This is a genomic window from Synechococcus sp. MIT S1220, from assembly GCF_047303025.1.
In the GTDB taxonomy this organism is placed as follows: Bacteria; Cyanobacteriota; Cyanobacteriia; order PCC-6307; family Cyanobiaceae; genus Parasynechococcus.
Window position 1 is genome coordinate 790,221 of sequence record NZ_CP138939.1, and the last position, 18,621, is coordinate 808,841.

Consider the following 18,621-nt stretch of genomic DNA (forward strand, 5'->3'; position numbering starts at 1 on the left):
TCGGCTTTGTTGCAAGCTTCTTGTTTTATTTGGCCCTATTTCTTGTTTATTTGTCTCGTTGCCATGCTGTTCATGGGCATTGGCGATGGCGGTCTATTGCTTGTTTATGCAGCATTTTGCTTGTTTTCTGACATGGTGATGATCTCCTGCATCCCATAGAGTTTGCGGAGAGATGAAATAACATGCTGCTGCTCGATTTCGCTGAGTTCTGGGAAAATTGGCAGGCTCAAAACGTTATGGCACAGTTCTTCTGTTTCTGGTAAGGAGCCCTCTTTTAATCCCAGGTCTGCATAGGCCGGTTGCCGATGAATTGGTATTGGATAATAAATAATCGTATTCACACCCTCCTCGGCTAGGGAGGTTTTCAACCAGTCTCGATGTTCACTCTTGGCTTCTGCTGAATGATTGCTCGATGCTCTTGATGCATTCTGGCCTGCGGATTCATTGTTGATTTGGATAACAAATTGATTCCAGCTGTGTCCTTCATCTTCACTTGGTATTTTGATCCCTGGGATGTCGGATAACAGCTCTTGATACCGTTTCGCAATGGCTTTTCGCTTCTCGATCCATCCCTGCAATCGTGGCAGTTTGACGTTCAAGACCGCTGCTTGCAGCGCATCGAGGCGACTGTTGTAGCCCAAGGCTGTGTGCAGGTATCGCTTCGGCATGCCGTGAACGGCGAGCTCGCGCATGGTTTTGGCGAGCTGAGGATCGTTTGTTGTTGCAGCACCACCGTCTCCGGCTGCTCCCAAATTCTTCGTGGGGAAGAAGCTGAAACAGCCAACATCACCGATGCTCCCCACTGGCTGTTCTCCCCACATGGCACCTGTGGCTTGAGCACAGTCTTCGATCACGCGCAGATCGTGCTGTTTCGCAATCGCCATGACTTGACCCATATCGACGGGTCTGCCGAACAAATGAACAGGGATCAGGGCCTTTGTTCGTTCTGTGATGGCAGCCTCGATTAAATTGAGATCAATCAGGCACGTGTTGGGGTCTACATCGACAAAAACAGGGGTGGCACCAACACAGCTAACTGCCTCTGCGGTTGCAAAAAAACTGAACGAGCAGGTGATCACCTCATCTCCTTCACCAATCCCTAAGGCCCTGAGCGCCAGAACCAACGCGTCTGTTCCGCTGTTGCATCCGACCGCGTGCTCGCAACCGACGTAGCTCGCGAAGGACTCCTCAAAGGCCTTGACCTGAGCTCCGCCGATGTACTGACCGCTGCGAAGGCTCGCGAGTACGGCCTCCTCTAGGTCTGAGCCCAGATCTTCGATCTGTTGGCTGAGGCTGAAGGGAGGCACATTCATGGCAGCCACCATAGGCGGATCCTCCTTTGGTCATCATTTAAACCAGGCGGGTTCCTGACCTGGGTGCCATTTCAGGTTGCACCCCACCGATGCAATCTGCTCTGCATCCACGGGTTGACCGACCAGCACGGCGTCCATGGCGCGCCGCAAATCCTCACCGTTCAAAGGTTGCTGGTTTCCGGGGCGACTGCTGTCCAACTGGCCCCGGTAGCGCAGTGTGTGGTCTCCTGATGCCCCCCCGGCAAAGAGATAGAACTCAGGTGTGCAAGCCGCCTGCAACGCTTTGGCCAGGGTCTGGTCCTGATCCATGAGATAAGGAAAGCTCCATCCGTGGATCTCTGCCTGGTGTTGGAGCTGCTCAGGTCCATCTTGGGGGTGTGTGATCAGGCTGTTGCTGCTGATGCCGATCAGCTGGATGCGATCGCCATAGTCCTGCTCAAGGCGGCTCAGTTCCGGTTCAATGTGCTTCACGAACGGGCAGTGGGCGCAGATCACCATCAGCACAACTGGGCGATCATCCAGCTTTGAGCTGTCCAACCGTTGGCCATTGGGCATCGGCAAATCGAAGCCCGGTAAGACCGTGTTCAGTGGAAGCATCGTGGACGGGGTGAGGGCCATCGATCCGATGCAGCAACCTTGATCCTCTAGCAAGATGCAGTTCAACGACGCTCCGTTGTGATTCATGCCGGTGCGGAAGCGTCCACCAGCTTTTGTGCTTGCAGGTTTGTTGACCCTGTTGGCTGCCTGTAGCGACGACCAGGAGCCTTCAAGCTCCTTGCCGATTTTTGCGTTGCAGCGCCATGAGCCCCATGACGGGTTGGCTGTGGTGAGTCAGCCCGATGGTTATGGGCTGCATCTTTATCTCGAAACAGACACCAGCAATCCGGGTATTTGCCAACCGCGCTGGATTCCGGATCCTGCTCGTTTGTTCAACGGCAATGGAACGGCACCTTTCAGTTCCGGGACTGCATCGCGACAGGAATTCTTCGAGGCCATGCAGAAGCCCGCTGTTTTGAAGGCGGCCCGCCAGGAACTGGAGAAGCTCTGCTTGAACCGCGCCCCTGACGCCACGTGGCAATGGGTGGATCCACCTCTTGCTACAGGCGAGATCTCGCCTGTAGCCCTACCGGCTTGGGAGGAGCAGGATTTGCTGACCAATCCGAACGACGAGCTGAAGCGCCAGGAATCACTTCTCGAGGACGCTGACGGTGGGTAGACACGACGAGTGAGCCGCGCATAGATCAAATGGATGACAAGTTCTGTGGTTCAGAGCTCGTTTTGTGTTGGCGGGCATGCAAACAGGTTGTTTTGGTTTTTATCGCCATTGGGACAAGTAATGTTGAACCAATCTGAACTGTTATTCCGGGCAGGATTCAGATTGAAGCGATAGAAATTAGAGTCATCAAAGACGTTATTTTCGAGACTGAGTGAACCATTGAACGTCGTCTCAGAGAAGTCGGATGCATTGAAGGTTGAACGACTTAAGGTTGCGTTTGTCAAGGTGACATCCTTGAAGTTTGTGAGGCTATCGCCAGTGGCGTTCTCAAAATCAACGTCCTTGATGGTTGCATTTTCGAAAATAGTTCCACTTAAATCGTTGTTGAGTAATTGATTTCCATCAAGTGTTTTACCCTTGAATGATGCACCTTTTAGTTTAGTGTCACTGAAGTCAAGATCCTTGAGGTTCTCATCGTCGAGCTCTCTGAAATTCAAGCCGCTGAGGTCAGCACCGATCAATGAGAATTGATCATCGCCAAGGCCATTCAATTGGGCCAGATCGAAATCTTTCAGAATCGCATCATCGAATAAGAGCTTCTTGCCAGGGTCTAATTGGATGTCTGTAATGCTGACGTTCTTCAGCGTGGCATCAGTAAATTCAACATTGGTTAAGTTTGCTTCATCGAAAATTGTTCCTTGTAAACGCGTTCCAATAAATGTGGAGCCTGTTAGATCAACACCTGAGAAATCAAGTCCTTGTAAGTTAAGACCATCAAAATTTTTGTTTTTCAGGGTAGATTGCGTTAAGTCAATTTGATCGAGGCTAACCGTTTGTAGTGCTTCTGGATCGCCGGTAAGGGTGCTACCTTCTAGTTCTAATCCGGTAACTCCATCTAGGGTGACATCATCTAAGGTGGCACCTTCTAGATCAGCATCAGTTAAGATCGTAGAATTAAGGCCAACATTTTTTAAGGATTGGGTTTTTCATTTATGTCCATGATTTGTTGTCCTCTTCCAGTGTCTGTTGTCATCTTTTCGGACGGCTTCCTTGGAATGTTCAACCGTCCTACACGTCAGTTCCTCAATAGCCCTGCCACACCACCGGTTCCGCCTCTCGCCAGTAGCGGCTGAAGCGACCCAGCCGGGGCGGCCGAGGCAAGTCGACGAATGGTTCGCCGTCGAGAATCCACAGCGGCAGATGCTGATCGATCACTGCGGCGATGCGATTCAGTCGAGGATCCACAGCTCCACTGGTCACCACCCCATCAGCACTGTGGCGTTCGGCAAAGGCCAGCACCTCCGCGGCCACATCGCCCTTGCGAATCGTCACCGGTAGTTCCAAGCAACACTCGTAGAGAAAGCCCAGGCGCTTGCGGCTCATCCGCTGTTGTTGAATCCAGGCTTGATCGAACACAAACAGGGCAGGAGCCTCAGGGCAATCTTCCAGTGCCGCATTGGATTGGCCGAGCGCTTCTTCGTGCACCCACACGATCGGACGTTGCAGATTCATTGATAACGCTGGGTGCTTTTTTGAGTTGAACGGCTGTTGCGTGAGCTGTTGTTGCTTGAACGGCTACTCCTTGTTTGGCCATCGCGCCGCTGCGGCGCTCCAGCACGGATGGGTGCCTGCACTACAAACAACTTTTGTTCCAGTTCGTCGTAGCTGGCATCAAATGGGCACCGGTTCGCGCTGGCACAGCTCTTGCAGTAGCGCCCGTCGCTGTAACGCTCCAGGTTGTCGCGATTGAAGAAATAGGGCTTGTGGCTGAAGGTGCTGGCGACCCATTGCCAGCTCAGCTGGTTGCTGGCCGGGTCACCGTCGAGCAGGTGTTCGAGAAACCAATCAGCCCCCGCTTTCCAGTGCACTTTGCGCCAGTGCACCAACCACGCCGCCATCCACATCCGCGCGTGATTATGAAGCCAGCCTCGGTTCACCAAGTCGTCGCGAAAACTGTCCATGCAAGCCAGTCCCGTGAGTCCTTCGCGGACGTCGTCGGGTAGGTCCTTGCTGTAGCTGTTGGCGGCGTGGCCCGTCTTGAAGTCTTCGCGGTCCTCGTTGATTCGATCGCCAAGCTCTTGCCACATCCGCTGCCAGAAATCGCGCCAGCCCAGCTCATTGATCAGCTTTTGGCCCTCCTCGCGGCTGCGGATCCGTTTGAACATCGCATCGCGCACCTCTGCCAGGCTGAACACGCCGTGGCGAATGTACGGAGACAGTCTTGTCACGGCGCCATTGAGGTGATTGCGGCTGCGGGCGTAGCGCTTCGCGTCAACCCGTTTCAGCATCGCTTCCGCCGCACGTCGCCCGCCTTGGATCGCACTCAGCTCCCCTTTGGCTTCAGGAAATTCTTTGGCCAGTAAGGCGTTAAGCGCGTCGCGTGAGTTGAAATCCCGCGGCAGATCACCACTGATGGGCGGAGATGGGGCGATGGTCACCAGCCTTCGACAGCATCAACTCCGAGATTTTGGCGAGGGATGGGGGAGAATCGCGCGATTCAGACCCTATCTCTGCCCAACGATGCTGCTTGACCTCACCGGTAAGAAGATTCTCGTCACCGGCATCGCCAACAACCGCTCGATCGCCTGGGGAATTGCCCAGCAGCTGAAAGCTGCTGGTGCTGAGCTGGGGATCACTTACCTGCCGGATGAAAAGGGTCGCTTTGAAGCGAAGGTGCGGGAGCTCACCGCTCCGCTCGAGCCGAGCCTGTTCCTGCCCCTCAATGTGCAGGATGCCGATCAAATGGCCGGTGTGTTTGCCGAGATCAAGGAGAAGTGGGGCGTGCTCGATGGCTTGGTGCACTGCCTGGCTTTTGCCGGCAAGGAGGAATTGATCGGCGATTACAGCGCCACAACCGCGGATGGCTTTGCGCGCTCCCTGGATATCAGCGCTTACTCCCTGGCTCCCCTCTGCGCCCATGCCAAGCCGTTGTTCAGCGAAAAGGCCGGCGTGATCACCCTGTCCTACCTCGGGGCTGAGCGGGCCATCCCCAACTACAACGTGATGGGTGTGGCCAAGGCGGCCCTGGAGGCCTCCGTGCGCTATCTCGCCGCTGAGCTCGGCCCTGAAAAGCAGGTGCGGGTCAATGCGATCAGTGCCGGACCGATCCGAACCCTGGCGAGCTCAGCCATCGGCGGAATTCTTGACATGATCCACAACGTGGAAGGCAAAGCTCCACTGCGCCGTACGGTCACTCAAATGGAAGTGGGTGGCACCGCCGCATTCCTGCTCAGTGACCTGGCCAGTGGTATCTCCGGTCAGACGATCTATGTCGATGCTGGCTACTGCATCACTGGCATGTGATTGCTGCGTATGGCATCAAGCGTGACCAGCGGCTGGCGTCGTTGGTTGTTGGCATGAGCCACACGTGATCGATGTCTTAAAAGTTTGGCGCAACGCGCCACTCCCGATAACCCGAAATCTAGTTGTTATTAACTTGGCTTCTGTGAATCATGCGTATTCTTGGAGTTTTTAATGCTTGATTGTGATTGGTTCTCATCCCCCCTGGGGAAATGGGCTTACAAATCGATGCAGGGGAGAAGGTAGGCCAAGATTGTGCTGTGGAGTTGTTTGTGATAGTTGAGTGTTGACCCCACTCACCCAGTTTCGCTAGGCGAGCCGGTGGAGTGGGGACGATTGGTTAACTAAAGGCCCATCGAGCTATTTTACACCAGCGAATCACTATTTATAAGGGTTTGATCGTCTAAATTCATGAACGTCGTCATAATGTTGTCACCCGCTTTAAGTATTAGATTATCTCCTTTTTGTGAGAATGTTAGTTCTAGAGCGGGGTCAACTTTGATGGTATCTCCTTGGTTTGCATCGAAATCTTTGATGATATCTTTCCCTGTTGAAAGCACGAATTTGTCGCGTCCCTGTCCACCTTTCAAGAAGTCATCGCCGCTACCTCCATCCAAGAGGTCATTGCCAGGACCTCCAACCAAGACATCATGGCCTTCATCGCCAAAAAGTCTATCGTGTCCGGATTTCCCTGTTAATTTGTCATCATCTTGGCCTCCCTTGAGTTTGTCATTGTTGCCGCCTCCGATTAAATGATCTTGCCCTGTATGGCCCTTGAGAACATCTGAGCCGTTGCCGCCTTTGATGAAATCGTCGCCTTCATTTCCTTGGATGCTATCGATTCCTCGACCTCCATAAAGGATGTCATCGTCAACGCCACCATCAATCGTATCTCTTCCCGAGCCACCTTTTAAGTAATCATTACCGGCGCGTCCTTTTAAGACATCAGAACCTGCATTGGCATGCACGACATCGTTGCCATGTTTTCCAATGATTTGTTCATCTTTTTTATGGCCAATCTTCACAATATCATTTTGGGTGATCTCGATAAAGTCTTTAGCTGATTCTTGAATCTTCTCTTGGAATTGCCTTGACCGAGCTTGTTGATCTGAGATGTTGTGGATTCCATCCAAGAGATTTGCAATGTTGTCACGGTAGGTTTCAAAGGCAACTTGCTTGATTTCATGAATCTTCCTAAGCGATATTGATCCGTCTTTCAAAACTGCTTCGTATTTGGCATCGAGCTCTACTCCGGCTTGAGCAATCAAGCTGGCTGCTTGATATAAAAATTGCTGTTGTTGTTTTGTTGTTGTTTGATCCAGGCTCTTAATTGTCTCAAGAATCGACATCCTGATTTTGTTGTTGATTTCTCCTTTTTCTGGATGCCTAAATAATGCGTGAGTGAAGGTTTTAGCGATATCGAGTTTGAAGCTAATTTTGCCGGAATCAGGATCTTTGCTGAAAACATCAATGACTTTAGTGAGTAAATCAAGATTCAGGTGAATTTTGCTGTGGGCGATATAAGTAGAGAGCTGATCTTGAACTTTGGGGTGATCAACCGATTTTCGTTGTTTGAGATCAGCGAGAGGATCATCGTTTAAGTAATCGAATTCACCTAGAGAGAACAGTTTGCGAATTTGCTCATCTGCATCGACTGCCTCGTAGCCCAATTCGATGGCCAGCGCGTAAAGGGTGGTCAGTGGTGAGATCATCTCTCCAATGAGAGCGATGAAGGGAATCTCGAGAGGAAGGCCGGTGGTGCTGTCGATTCCACCAATCGCTGTCAAATGCCCTTCGCTTGGATCAATTTGACCGTTTTGATTGGTGTCAAATTGCCTTTCATTGAGATCCAAAAGATAGTAACCATCTTCTCCTGTCTTGACGCTTGGTTCATGGCTATCGATCCAGCCATTGGAATTGACATCGAAGAAGATGGTGCTGTCTTCTAGATGACCGTTGGATGCAGTTCCAGATCCATAACGACCACCAATCCCGAATTTAAAGATTGGAATCCTGGCAAGCTTTTTCTCCCAAACTGTTTTCCAGAATGATACGAACCAAAGATCAATACCAACTTGTATACGTGCTTCTAAATAGGCAGCGAGATCTCCAACGATCTCGAAAAGACTGAGTGGATTATTAATGCGATTTGCAATTTCATCGGCATAGATTTTTCCATCACTGTTCCCACTAAGTTCACCAACGTCAATCAGATCCAATTGGGCTGCAGCCTCAATGCCGCCGGTTAATTCAGCGCGTGCTATGAATGCATTTAGGCCTGCTCCTGCACCCATACCAGCATTCATCTGAAATTCAGGACTATCAACACCGCCATGCTGATCATCGACATAGAAACCATTTGCAAATACTTTCCAGGAATCTTCCAGATTAAAGTCATCATCTTTCCATTGTTCAAATCCTCTTGTATCTAGGCCGAAACTCAGATCGGCGTGTGCATTGAAGTTTCCCTTGATGATCCCATTTATGGGGCCCATTGGGAATCTCAGATCTAGCGCGGAATTAATATTGAAAGAAGGTGTTGCATCAGTGGCATCACTATCTGACAGGGTCCACTTCAAAATATCTGTTGTACCGCCAGTCAGAAGGCTTGAGATACTACTGGGATCTTCAATGAGAGGAATGCTAATACCTATTTCTTTCATCTTATTGAAGATTTTCACATAGCTATTTTTCTTTTTTTTCGAATTTATACTTCGCTCAATGCTTTCTTCCTTTTCGGCCTCGCTTTCTTCATTGCTATCGGCTTCTGTTAGCTTGTCGTTTTCATCGCTCGAAAATGTATATTCATAGTCTCCAAAAGGGATTAGGTAATTATCTCCCTGCGCGCCCATGGTCTCGTACTCGCGCACGAGGTCCATCAGAGATTTGACTTGGTCTAAGAACACGATGGCTTTATCTAATTTCTTTTGGCGACTACTCTTGACGCCGCCACGTGAGCCTAGGTTGGTAAACCATTGGATCAATTCCATAACGACGACACGCCCGTCGTCGTCCTGATCAAGTGTTCCCGTAAGACCTATTTTGCCGAAAATTTGTGTGTCAGTGTAGAGGGCATCAACAACGGGATAAAGTGGATTTAAAATACTATCAATTTGTGAAATTACAGGGCGGCCTAAATCAGTTACGAAAGAACCGAGATCTAAATTGACATTGCTAACAAATAGTGTTTTTGGCTCATCTGTTCCAGGCAACGGTAGATTCGCCGCGACATCGAACAACAACGAAGGAACTGCTTTGCTACCACCTGCAGATGTCGTAGTTTTGAATGATATTGCCGCACCGCCGTCGATTGATACGTCGATTGCCTTTGTGGATAATTTACTTAAAGGTAACATTCTGTTGTCATCTGATTCTGTACTTTCTTCTTCAGGTTGTAGATCTTGAGTTGTTTGATTCGATCCAGTATTCGCACTGTTGTCTGGCTCTGCACTTTCTTGTATAGATTTTGTATCCTTTATCGGTGCGCTAGGCTTGGGTTTCGTATTTTTATTGGGTTTTAGGCCTTTTCGTTGAGATCTAGTCTTTTTAATTGATGTAATAGGCATCGGATTGGTGCCTTGATTCGCCACCGTATTTGTCTGTTGTGTATTGTCCTGTTCTGGCTCTTCTTGTTGAGCATTTGGGTCTGTAATTATTGCATTAAGCGTAATATTCATATTGGTACTTTGATCGTTAATTCTTTCCGATTCAGCATCTTTGGCATCGAATTGTAGGAAGCCAAGCCCTCCTGTGAATGTAAATGGATCGTCCTCGTCTCCTAAATTTGCTTCCAAGGTCGCCTGTATGTAGCTGCCTTTGTCGTTCTCATTCTCTAAATCAGCAGTTTTGATGTACGGGCCTTTGTTATCATTTTGTGTTGGAATATAAAGGTCCAGGGCACCTGTTACATCACACTTGAGATTGAGATCACCTTTGGTTTTTAATCCGAGTGATGGAATGCCGAAATTGGCATCGAGTGGAATTTCTAGTCGTTTACTATAATTAAAGTCCAAATTAATGTTGACTGTATGATCTTCATCATCAAGGAGATCGATTGTGACATGGTCTCCATCTGTATTAAGCCAGTAATTAATCTCTTGATTGATTAATTTTTCAATAGATGCGATTGATAAGGAATTGAGATTGCTAATTTTGTCTGCAATGGTGTTGGAAAAATCGTAGAAGAAACTGCCGGTTTTCTGATCAGATGCGCCGATGAAAGGAAGTTTATAGTCACTGATTTCATTTTGAAGTGTTTTTAACGATTCACTAATCGAGTTGCCAACATCACGGTCAAGTTCCTTATCTTGGATAGTAATGTACTCTTTGTATTGGGTGAAGAGTTCAGATTCGCGTGCTTCTCCATCTGGACCAGGTCCAGGATCTGAACTCCATTTTGCATCGACTGTATCTCCGTTTGTACTTGAAAATGTAAATTTCAGGGCAGCAGGATGAATTCCGTTTTGCGCCTGCTGGTTTGGATTGGTGGGGATGCCCCCAATAAATTCACCCGTGTCGGAGTCGTAGGTTAATAAATCGAGGACTTGCTGATCTCCTTTTCGGTTGGAATTATCGTCGTTTGTGTATTCTTCTTTGAATGCTTTAAGCTGGTTTGGATCTGTGGGCCTATCGACCAAAATTCCATCTTCAATGATGTTGTCGTCGAATGCTTTGACGGTGATCGTCTGTGGTTGAAACCATTTGTCCGGAGCAAATGTAATTGTAGAAGACTGGATGCTATCAATCTGCTGGACAGTTGTGGATGTATCGTTTGCGGCTCCACTTCTTGGCTGCGGTAGTCGATACTCGTCAATCTCCACTATTACATCGTTTTCCGGCTGTGCAGTAAGCCCAATAAAATAAGCTGCATCTTGGCCACCCTCCTGTGCTGAAATCTCAACGCCAGAGTGCATAATATAAAAACCAGCAACATCGTCGTTAATGATCTTCATTGTGGCAGTGTTCCTACCACTATTTGGATCTAGCTGGTAGTTTGCATCCGTCCCAGATGCAACATTTGGTTCAACCAGCTCGACGGTAAAAGATCGATCATCATTTGTTTTGCGATCGTCGATCGGGATCACAAAGACATCGCTTGATGTCTGTCCAGGTGCAATGCGCACTTCTCCGGTTGTGTTGGGAAACTGTGCATTTTCAGCAAATGTATTTGGACTGCTTGTATTGCTTAGACTGCTTGTACTCACTGTGTATTGAACAACAATTCCATCGGAGCCTGAAGAGGAAGGAGCAGGATTTGATAGCTCGACACGGAATTTGCCTGGATCACCATCCTCTTGCGTATTTTCGATAGGAACGATCGAAGCAGTTGGAAGATCGTTGTCGACGATTTCCACTGGAACTGGTTCGACTTGTATCGAGGTGTAGGCCTCGTCTTCGGAATTCACATTGATCAGTAAACGACTCGTGGTGATGTCTTCGACGAGAGTATCGTCGTAAGCCTTGAGCCGAATTGTTTGTTTAATATCCCAATCATCGGGAGTAAAAGTAATAGTATCGGCTTGATCTAATTGTTCATCATTGACCGTAAATTGTGAATCTGAAGGTGCCAATTCAAGCGTCACGTTGCTACGTGGCTGTGAATCCAATGCAACATCGATGTAACCATTTTCATCTTCGCCAATGACATTGGTTTTTGTGTGGATTTTTACGCCCGCCTGATCGTCATCTTGACTGACTAGCGACAAAACAATATTTTCTTGTTTATTTGATGACGTTACCTTTTTATACTCAGGATCTTCACTGTTTATCCGTTGATAGACGTTGATGTCTTGATCTCCGTCGACAACCTCATCATCCTCGGGTGTAATGGAAAAACGTTGATACTCGTCCCAATTCTCTGGTGTAAAGGTAAAGGCAATGAGTGACTGATTTTTTTCTAATCGTATTTGTGTTTGTTGATCGTCAAGTTCCTCCGGGAGTAGTAGTGCTACATCTTCTCTGTTGGTGTAAAAATCTTGTTGAGATGTAGAAGTGGAGGTGGGTGTGCTGATTTCACTTCCATCTTCGAGGTTCCAGAACTCAATGCTGCTAATAAAGGTGCCGCTACTTGTGATTTTTTTATTGACAACAAAACTGTTGATATTCGAGTCATTGTCCATTGCCAAATATGCTTGTCTGATGAGAGCATCATTCGGAATTTGAGATGTGTTCTGCGTACTTTTGACTAATGTGTTATTTGAGTGTGCCCCACTTTGAATGCTAATGTTGTCATAGATGAGAAAGTCGTTACTGATCCTTACTGGCTTGCCGTTATCTGTACCTGTGTTGTTATCCTTATTGTTGTTGTTATCTGCATTGTTCAGTTCATCCACCTCGAGATAGACGGTTACGTTTGCGATGGGTTGGCTGTTAAGCCGAATATGACCAACATAATCGCTGCCACCTTCGTTTAGATTAATTGGATTGATACCTTCTACTTGACCTGAATCTTGAGAGATAACTTGTCCATTACTTGTGATCTGTCCAATGACAATACCTGCCTTATCTTGGTCGTCAATAACTGTAAGGCTTTGCGTCCCATCTGGCATTTGAAGATAGGATTTGGCAAGCGTGATGAGATCACTGGATGCTGAAAGACCTTCCCCATCGCTTACGTCGATGACAGATGTTGTGACGAGAGCATCGCTTTCAAGCTCGTGTTCGCCTGTTGTCAGCAGAGAGAATCGGACGGTATCAAAGTTTGTGCAGTAAGGATCTAGGCTTGCATTCAGGGCTTGGCTTATGTCTGTGTAATGGAAAAAGTCTAAAACTGTTCCTGCATTTAGATTTGGGATATTTTGGTTGGTTTCATCGACCTTTAGCGTCACCTCATATTGATCTAAGCTTGATTCCGCTGTCAATTCGTTTGTGTCTTGGCTATTCCAAACCTGTGAATTATCGGGTGTGAAAGTAATAGAATTCGCGTTTTCATTCGGCCCGAGAGTGACTTGCTCTAAAAGCTTAATTGTGAAGATATTCGTATCGCTGTTGGCGCTTTCTGATGTGACATTATCTGTACTGTTCTCTGGAATGTTATCGGCACGACTCGTTTGATTTGTTGTAACAAACGAAAGTTGTTGCCCTTGTGGCAAGATAATTTCTGTCTGCTCATCATCCGATCTCACAAGATCTGCGCTGAATGTTTCGCTATCAATGTTTAGATTGTTAAGGGTGATTTTAATTGGGTTGTCTAGTTTTTCTGGTGAATTATCGAGATTTAATTCGACGAACTCATCCAAGACTTGATACTTTTTATTGTTAGCATTAGCAACCATATCCTTTGTCGGATTAGACGTTAGTTGTGTAGAGTTGCTATCAGTTTCAGAAACTATTGTGTAGTGAGTTTCCGCCTCACCAGTGTTTGAGGTATCAGTCTCTGAGGTATTAGTCTCTGAGGTATTAGTCTCTGAGGTATCAGTGTCAGATGCTTCACGTTCTAATCTGAGTTCTTTGGGCTGATTGTTGTAGAGGGTTAATTCGCTTGTGAGTGTTATTTGAAATTGTGGCCGTTGGCTAATTTCTTCAGTGCTTGCGTTTTCAATGTTTGATACGTCGCCGAATACTAGAATGTCTCCTTGCTTTAAATCGAGTGATTCGTTGCGTGAGCTCTCTAGCGAGAGTGTCAAACTGTCACCTGAATTTGAGAAGTCGTTAATACGTATGAGATCAGGATGATCGGCTTCATGGAGCAAACGTAATGATACGGTTTGATCTGGTGTCGCAATTTGATCTTCTGGTGTTGGCGCTGTATTATTCGCGTTGTTTTCTACAATGTCGTTTGATTTGATGCCAATTGTTGCTGTGTCTTTGCCTTTTTTTATCAAAACATGCCAATCACCCACTCGGCTAAAATATTTGGAAGGGACTGACTCGGTAAAACGTGCTGTATTATTTTGGGCAGGCCTATCCCATTGCAATGCAAATGAGGGATCATTTGCATAAGGTTTGTAATCAATTTCTATGGGCACAAATGTATCGGCTTCGCCATTGTAAACTTGACTTGTTGTACTATCTGTGAAATCAGAATCTAGATCGTTGTGCAATGTTTGCCCATCAATCTTCAATGAGGCGCCACCTAGTCTTGTAATGTTAAATGTGTATTGTCCCGAATAAGGTATGTATAGGTAACCATCCCACTGAACAGTTGCGTTTTTCGAAACATCCGTAAGTTCAAAGCGGTTACTATTGTTGAATGCATTAATATTGGATATTGTGCTAGTTAAGGGTTCACCATTTTCGCCTTTCTCCACTTGGCCATCCTTGGCCCGTTGTGGTTGGCTTATTGTCTGAACCAATCCACTTTTGTAATGCTCGCTATTAATGTCGATTTCAAATGTATCAGGCCACGCGATTTGGCCAGTCCTTGATTGTTGAGGATCAAAATAGATGACTGTGTCTTCCTCTGCAGTAATTTGGGTTGAATTATCACTGGGATCAAGTAGGTTTACATTGATGTATCTTCCCTCTTCAGGTGTGCTTTCGTGAAGCTCATTTGGGGAGTTGTTTGCTGTTTGCCCATAAAAGCTGTCTGACAATTTGGCTATGGGAGCTCCGTGAAACCTTTTAAGCTTGATGTTGCTATTAATAGGTTCAAGGCTAGATGTTTCTGTACTGACAATTCCAATAGGCAGTGTATTATCTAAACTGTTGTACGCAAAATCCTGGCCTGCTGTCGTAAAAACAAGAGCTCCTTTTGTGTCGCCACTCTGGCTAGGGTTGCTAGTTAATTTGAAGTTGACAGCTTGAATGTCATTCCAATTGTCTGCGGTGAATGTAATTGTTTGCTTATCGGTTCCTTGCAGCGTGCTTTGGCCAGTAGTTAATATTTTTTGTGCAATTGTGATTGTTACATCCTCTTTAATTGCTGATTTCAAATTGATGCCAACCTCAACGTTTGCCTGTTCTCCGGAGCAAATATTGCTGCTCAAATTTAGATCATCTATTGGTGCCCATTCGTCTCCCTCGGGGCTAAAAAAGTTGATGCCTGCACTATCGTTGTCACGTATAGTTGCAGTTGTACTACTTAGGCTTTTTGTATTGATCGAACCCGATGCTTGCTTGCTTGCTTGATTCTTGCCTAGCAAATAGCTGCTTGAATCACTCTCCAGTAGTGATACTGTGATGCTTTGATCTCCTTCTGGGTAGGCATCATCGATGGTAGGAATTAGGAGTATGGTTGAATCTGATTCAGCAGGTATAGTAATTAACGAATAGGATTCGGTTTCTTGTATTGATCTATTTGCATCGTGTGTGAAGATCTGCTCACTAGTTCTGGTGATATTTTCACCTTTAAGACTGTATTCTGTAGTAATTTTGATATCTTTTGACGTGTCAATCCTCGGTCGATACCACATGTAACGGTCTGAATATGAGGTGAAAATATTGTTCTTGATATTGCTCCCATTGAAAGTTTTGATGCTTTTCCAGTCATTGCCATTTAGTTGCTGAATATCGCTAGACAGAACATTAATCTTCTCGAGATATTTTTCATTGAAAGCGATATCTTGTCTTTTAAAAGACCCAAGGCCCGACGGGGGTAGAATGGATTGAACGATGCTTGGGCTCTCTAATATTGTTTGTAGAGGTGATTGTGATTGCCTGTCAGTTGTCTCATCCTCATTGCTTTCGTATTGGGTGCTTACAGTGAATTTGATATCCGTGTCTTGTTTTGCAACTTGACTCAGCTTGAATTGGTAGTAGGCACTACCACCCTCGATATTGTTGATGTCGCTTTTTTTGCTGCGTTTGACAGTTGCAGTGGGGAGAATTCTATTGTCATTTCCTCCTTCCTTAAGATTGACAATCGGGTTGGCCGTATCGTCTGATGGCACTAGTAATTGCGTGGCCTGAATGGCGTTGTAATTTGAATCATCGCTTGTTGCCGTGGCTGTAATTGTTGTTGGGCTGTTGATGACACCAGTAACTACTGTTTGTGCTTCACTCCAGTTGTCTTTATTAAATGTCAACGTGGAGATTGTTTCTGCCGCTGCTGGACCGGATGCGCTGTCAATTTGAGACGTGATTGCAATGCTTACATCCTCTCGGGGCTCACTGGTGATATGGACATCGAAGCTGGCCACATTGGTGATGTCTGATGCGCGGATGGTCGAGATACCAGTTCTATTTTTCGGCGTTATCTTGATGCTCGGAACAAAACTCCTAGGGTTTATCTTGTCTTGGATGAGTATTGATTGGCTAGCATTGTAGTAGCGGTTATTTGTAGAATTAAGGATTGTGTCTATTGTTTTTAGTTTTTGTTCCTCGAGAAATGTTGTTCTAACTAGTAGATCTTGACCACTTTCAATGCTCCATGCTGGTAGATTGTTATTTGAAAACCCAAAATTGCCGTTGGGTTGATTTTCGAAAATATTGCCATTTAAAGTCGCGGCGTCTAATTTTTGCCAGAAATTATCAATGATTCCATTGCCATCGATATCAATGTTGAATTTGGTTTCCCAGCCGAGCTCAGTCGCTTGCTGAGCTTCTTTCCACCCAGAGGTTCCGGTGATTGCTGCATTGGAGTCTGCGTACCAAATGTTGTATTTGCCCTCGTAAGAGGAGGTTCCTTTAGCGAGGATTTGAAAGCCCGAGTCGATATTGATGGCTGCAATGAAATCCCAGTCCTTGCTGTAAGCGTCTGAATAGCCAAGTTCAATTAACTTTCCGTTTTTAATGAGGTGGTAATTTTTTAGGAGAACATTGTTGTCGTTAATGGGTGAGCTACTGGAGGATCCATCCCAAAGCCAGCCATCGCCATTGATATCCATGTTGAACTTGCTTTCCCAACGCCTCTCAGAGGCTTGGTCAGCTGTTATCCATCCGGAGTTTCCGATGATCTCACCAGTGGCGTTGGTGACCCAAATGAGGTATTTGCCCTGCAAGACGCCGGTTCCTCGAGCAAGGAGTTCAAAGCCTGCACCTTTAAAGTGTGATGTACAAAAAATGAAGTAGCACCCTAAGCGCGATGGGGTATAGACGGCTCTAATAACATTATAGTTATCGGTGTTAGCGTCGGATAAATATTTACCATCGTCGTTGACATCGTATGCAATGCCATTTCGAAACACTTGGTAGTTGGCATGGCCGCCTACCAGAGCATTGTTGTTCGTGTTTCGTGTGTAAAACTCGAGTTGAAAACTATCGGGTTCGACCGAGCCCCATCTTATTTTTTCTGATATAATACTGGAGGCAGTAAACGTTTTATTATTCCTAGAAAAACTTCCCAGGATTTTGTAGTACCAGTTGTTTTGGTTTAACCCCTCCAGTTCGTAGACTGAGTTTATTTTGGCGTAGGTTTTGTTGCCTTTGGGGCATTGTTCATTCGTAATGCTTTGAGCAACATTCAGGCTTATTGTTGCTGTTTCGTCCCCTTCCGCGATTGCATCTGCAATCGCTGCAATGTAAACCTTCTTGGAGGTTGTTCCCTCCGGTAAAAAGATTATATTTTCAGCACAGCTAGGATTGTCTTTATTTAGCGATAATTTTGGCGCGTAATAATCCTCGCCGACAGTCGCTATTTGGCTGGCTCCGCTGCCTTTCAGAATCGTGTAAGGAACATAAAGCCCCTGCGGGCCAATTTCGCCTCCCGTTACATTAATCGTGAACCACCCCTTGGATCCCTCGACGGCGTTTCGGCTTAAGGAGGGTGGCCAAGATGCTGCAAGAGAAATGACTGGTTTGTTTGCTGTCAAAGGGGTTTTTGCTTTAACTTCTTGTATAAAATTTGACTTAAATCAGGATGGTAAGTCTTGATACATTTTAAGCGATTATATTAATAATTTTTGGTATTTTTATTGCCATGAGTTCTTTTCTTGTTTGCTTTGCTTGAGGGGCAATTTTATTCGAATTGCTCTTCTTTATACTTAATAAAAAATTTATTGTTGATCTTATTTTCTTGAGAACTAATCTCATTTTTTGCTTATTTGTGAGCCGGCGAGGCCATCGTTTGGTTTTCGTTTTCATTGCACCTCCGCTGAGCCTTAATACAGCGAACCCTTTTTCTTCTCCAGGAGATGGACGTCAGAGCGCCTAGCCACTCAAAAGCTTTCATCAATCGTCCAACAAAGCAAACCGATCGACGGCGGTAGGTTCCTCATTCGCTGATGCTGCGGCACGATGAGATCACTGCGTTCAATGGGATGGCCCGTCTAGGAGAAATCCACCGAGTCACCGGTGAGACGGATGTCAACGTTCGCTTGGACCTGGACGGCAGCGGCCAATGCCAGGCCAGCACCGGCGTGGCCTTTCTGGATCACATGCTCCATCAGATCAGCAGCCATGGGTTGATCGATCTGAACATCCATGCGGTGGGTGATACCCACATCGACGACCACCACACCAATGAAGATGTGGGGATTGCCGTTGGTCAGGCCCTGGCGCAGGCGCTTGGCGATCGGCGCGGTATCCATCGCTTCGGTCATTTCGTGGCACCTCTGGATGAGGCTCTGGTGCAAGTGGCACTCGACTGCTCCGGGCGCCCTCACCTCAGCTACACCCTCAAGATTCCCACCCAGAAAATCGGCACCTACGACACCGAATTGGTGAAGGAATTTTTTGTGGCGATCGTGAACAACAGCGGCCTCACCCTGCATATCCGCCAGTTGGACGGGGCGAACTCCCACCACATCGTGGAAGCCTGTTTCAAGGCCTTTGCCCGGGCGTTGCGCATGGCCACCGAGATCGACCCGCGTCGGGCCGGTGCCATCCCCAGCAGCAAGGGTGTGCTGGAGCAGGCGGGGTCCACATCTTGACGCAACAAAGTTGATCCAAATGTTTAAAGTGAGCTAATCTGAT

Annotated in this window: 9 protein-coding genes and 1 pseudogene; 3 read left to right on the forward strand and 7 right to left on the reverse strand. The window is 46.9% G+C overall.

The annotated features are described in order from the left end of the window. Positions 1-104 precede the first annotated feature (104 nt). Entirely contained in the window at positions 105-1,313 is a 1,209-nt protein-coding gene (locus SIB64_RS03730; RefSeq protein WP_413441973.1) for a DegT/DnrJ/EryC1/StrS family aminotransferase, read from the reverse strand. Between the two features lie 33 nt (positions 1,314-1,346). After that, on the reverse strand, positions 1,347-1,931 hold the full coding sequence (locus tag SIB64_RS03735) for a thioredoxin family protein (RefSeq protein WP_413442860.1): 585 nt from the start codon (positions 1,929-1,931) through the stop codon (positions 1,347-1,349). 64 nt (positions 1,932-1,995) lie between these two features. On the opposite strand from SIB64_RS03735, the gene SIB64_RS03740 reads away from it, so the two are divergent. Then, a complete protein-coding gene (locus tag SIB64_RS03740; protein WP_413441974.1) occupies positions 1,996-2,529 on the forward strand; it encodes a hypothetical protein in 534 nt (177 codons plus the stop codon). A 50-nt stretch (positions 2,530-2,579) separates the two neighbouring features. On the opposite strand, the gene SIB64_RS03745 is transcribed toward SIB64_RS03740, so the two are convergent. The 4 genes and pseudogenes from SIB64_RS03745 to SIB64_RS03760 all read right to left on the reverse strand — a co-directional run bounded on the left by SIB64_RS03745 (position 2,580) and on the right by SIB64_RS03760 (position 4,967). Further along, complete coding sequence (locus SIB64_RS03745; protein ID WP_413441975.1) at positions 2,580-3,050, reverse strand: pentapeptide repeat-containing protein; 471 nt, start codon at positions 3,048-3,050, stop codon at positions 2,580-2,582. Positions 3,051-3,164: 114 nt separating this feature from the next. Then, positions 3,165-3,476 (reverse strand): annotated as a pseudogene (locus tag SIB64_RS03750) (pentapeptide repeat-containing protein); the annotation flags it as partial. Between the two features lie 136 nt (positions 3,477-3,612). Next, positions 3,613-4,041: a hypothetical protein gene (locus tag SIB64_RS03755; protein WP_413441976.1), complete on the reverse strand. Its 429-nt coding sequence runs from the start codon at positions 4,039-4,041 to the stop codon at positions 3,613-3,615. After that, positions 4,038-4,967, reverse strand: coding sequence for an FAD-binding domain-containing protein (locus SIB64_RS03760; protein WP_413441977.1), 930 nt, complete (start codon positions 4,965-4,967; stop codon positions 4,038-4,040). The genes SIB64_RS03755 and SIB64_RS03760 overlap by 4 nt, the downstream gene beginning before the upstream one ends. A gap of 82 nt (positions 4,968-5,049) precedes the next feature. Here SIB64_RS03760 and fabI point away from each other — a divergent pair, with 82 nt between their 5' ends. Then, complete coding sequence (fabI, locus tag SIB64_RS03765; protein ID WP_413442861.1) at positions 5,050-5,832, forward strand: enoyl-ACP reductase FabI; 783 nt, start codon at positions 5,050-5,052, stop codon at positions 5,830-5,832. A gap of 362 nt (positions 5,833-6,194) precedes the next feature. On the opposite strand, the gene SIB64_RS03770 is transcribed toward fabI, so the two are convergent. Then, positions 6,195-17,519, reverse strand: a complete 11,325-nt coding sequence (locus SIB64_RS03770; protein WP_413441978.1) for a PA14 domain-containing protein — start codon at positions 17,517-17,519, stop codon at positions 6,195-6,197. A gap of 447 nt (positions 17,520-17,966) precedes the next feature. Here SIB64_RS03770 and hisB point away from each other — a divergent pair, with 447 nt between their 5' ends. Next, entirely contained in the window at positions 17,967-18,578 is a 612-nt protein-coding gene (hisB, locus tag SIB64_RS03775; protein ID WP_413442862.1) for an imidazoleglycerol-phosphate dehydratase HisB, read from the forward strand. Positions 18,579-18,621 lie beyond the last annotated feature (43 nt).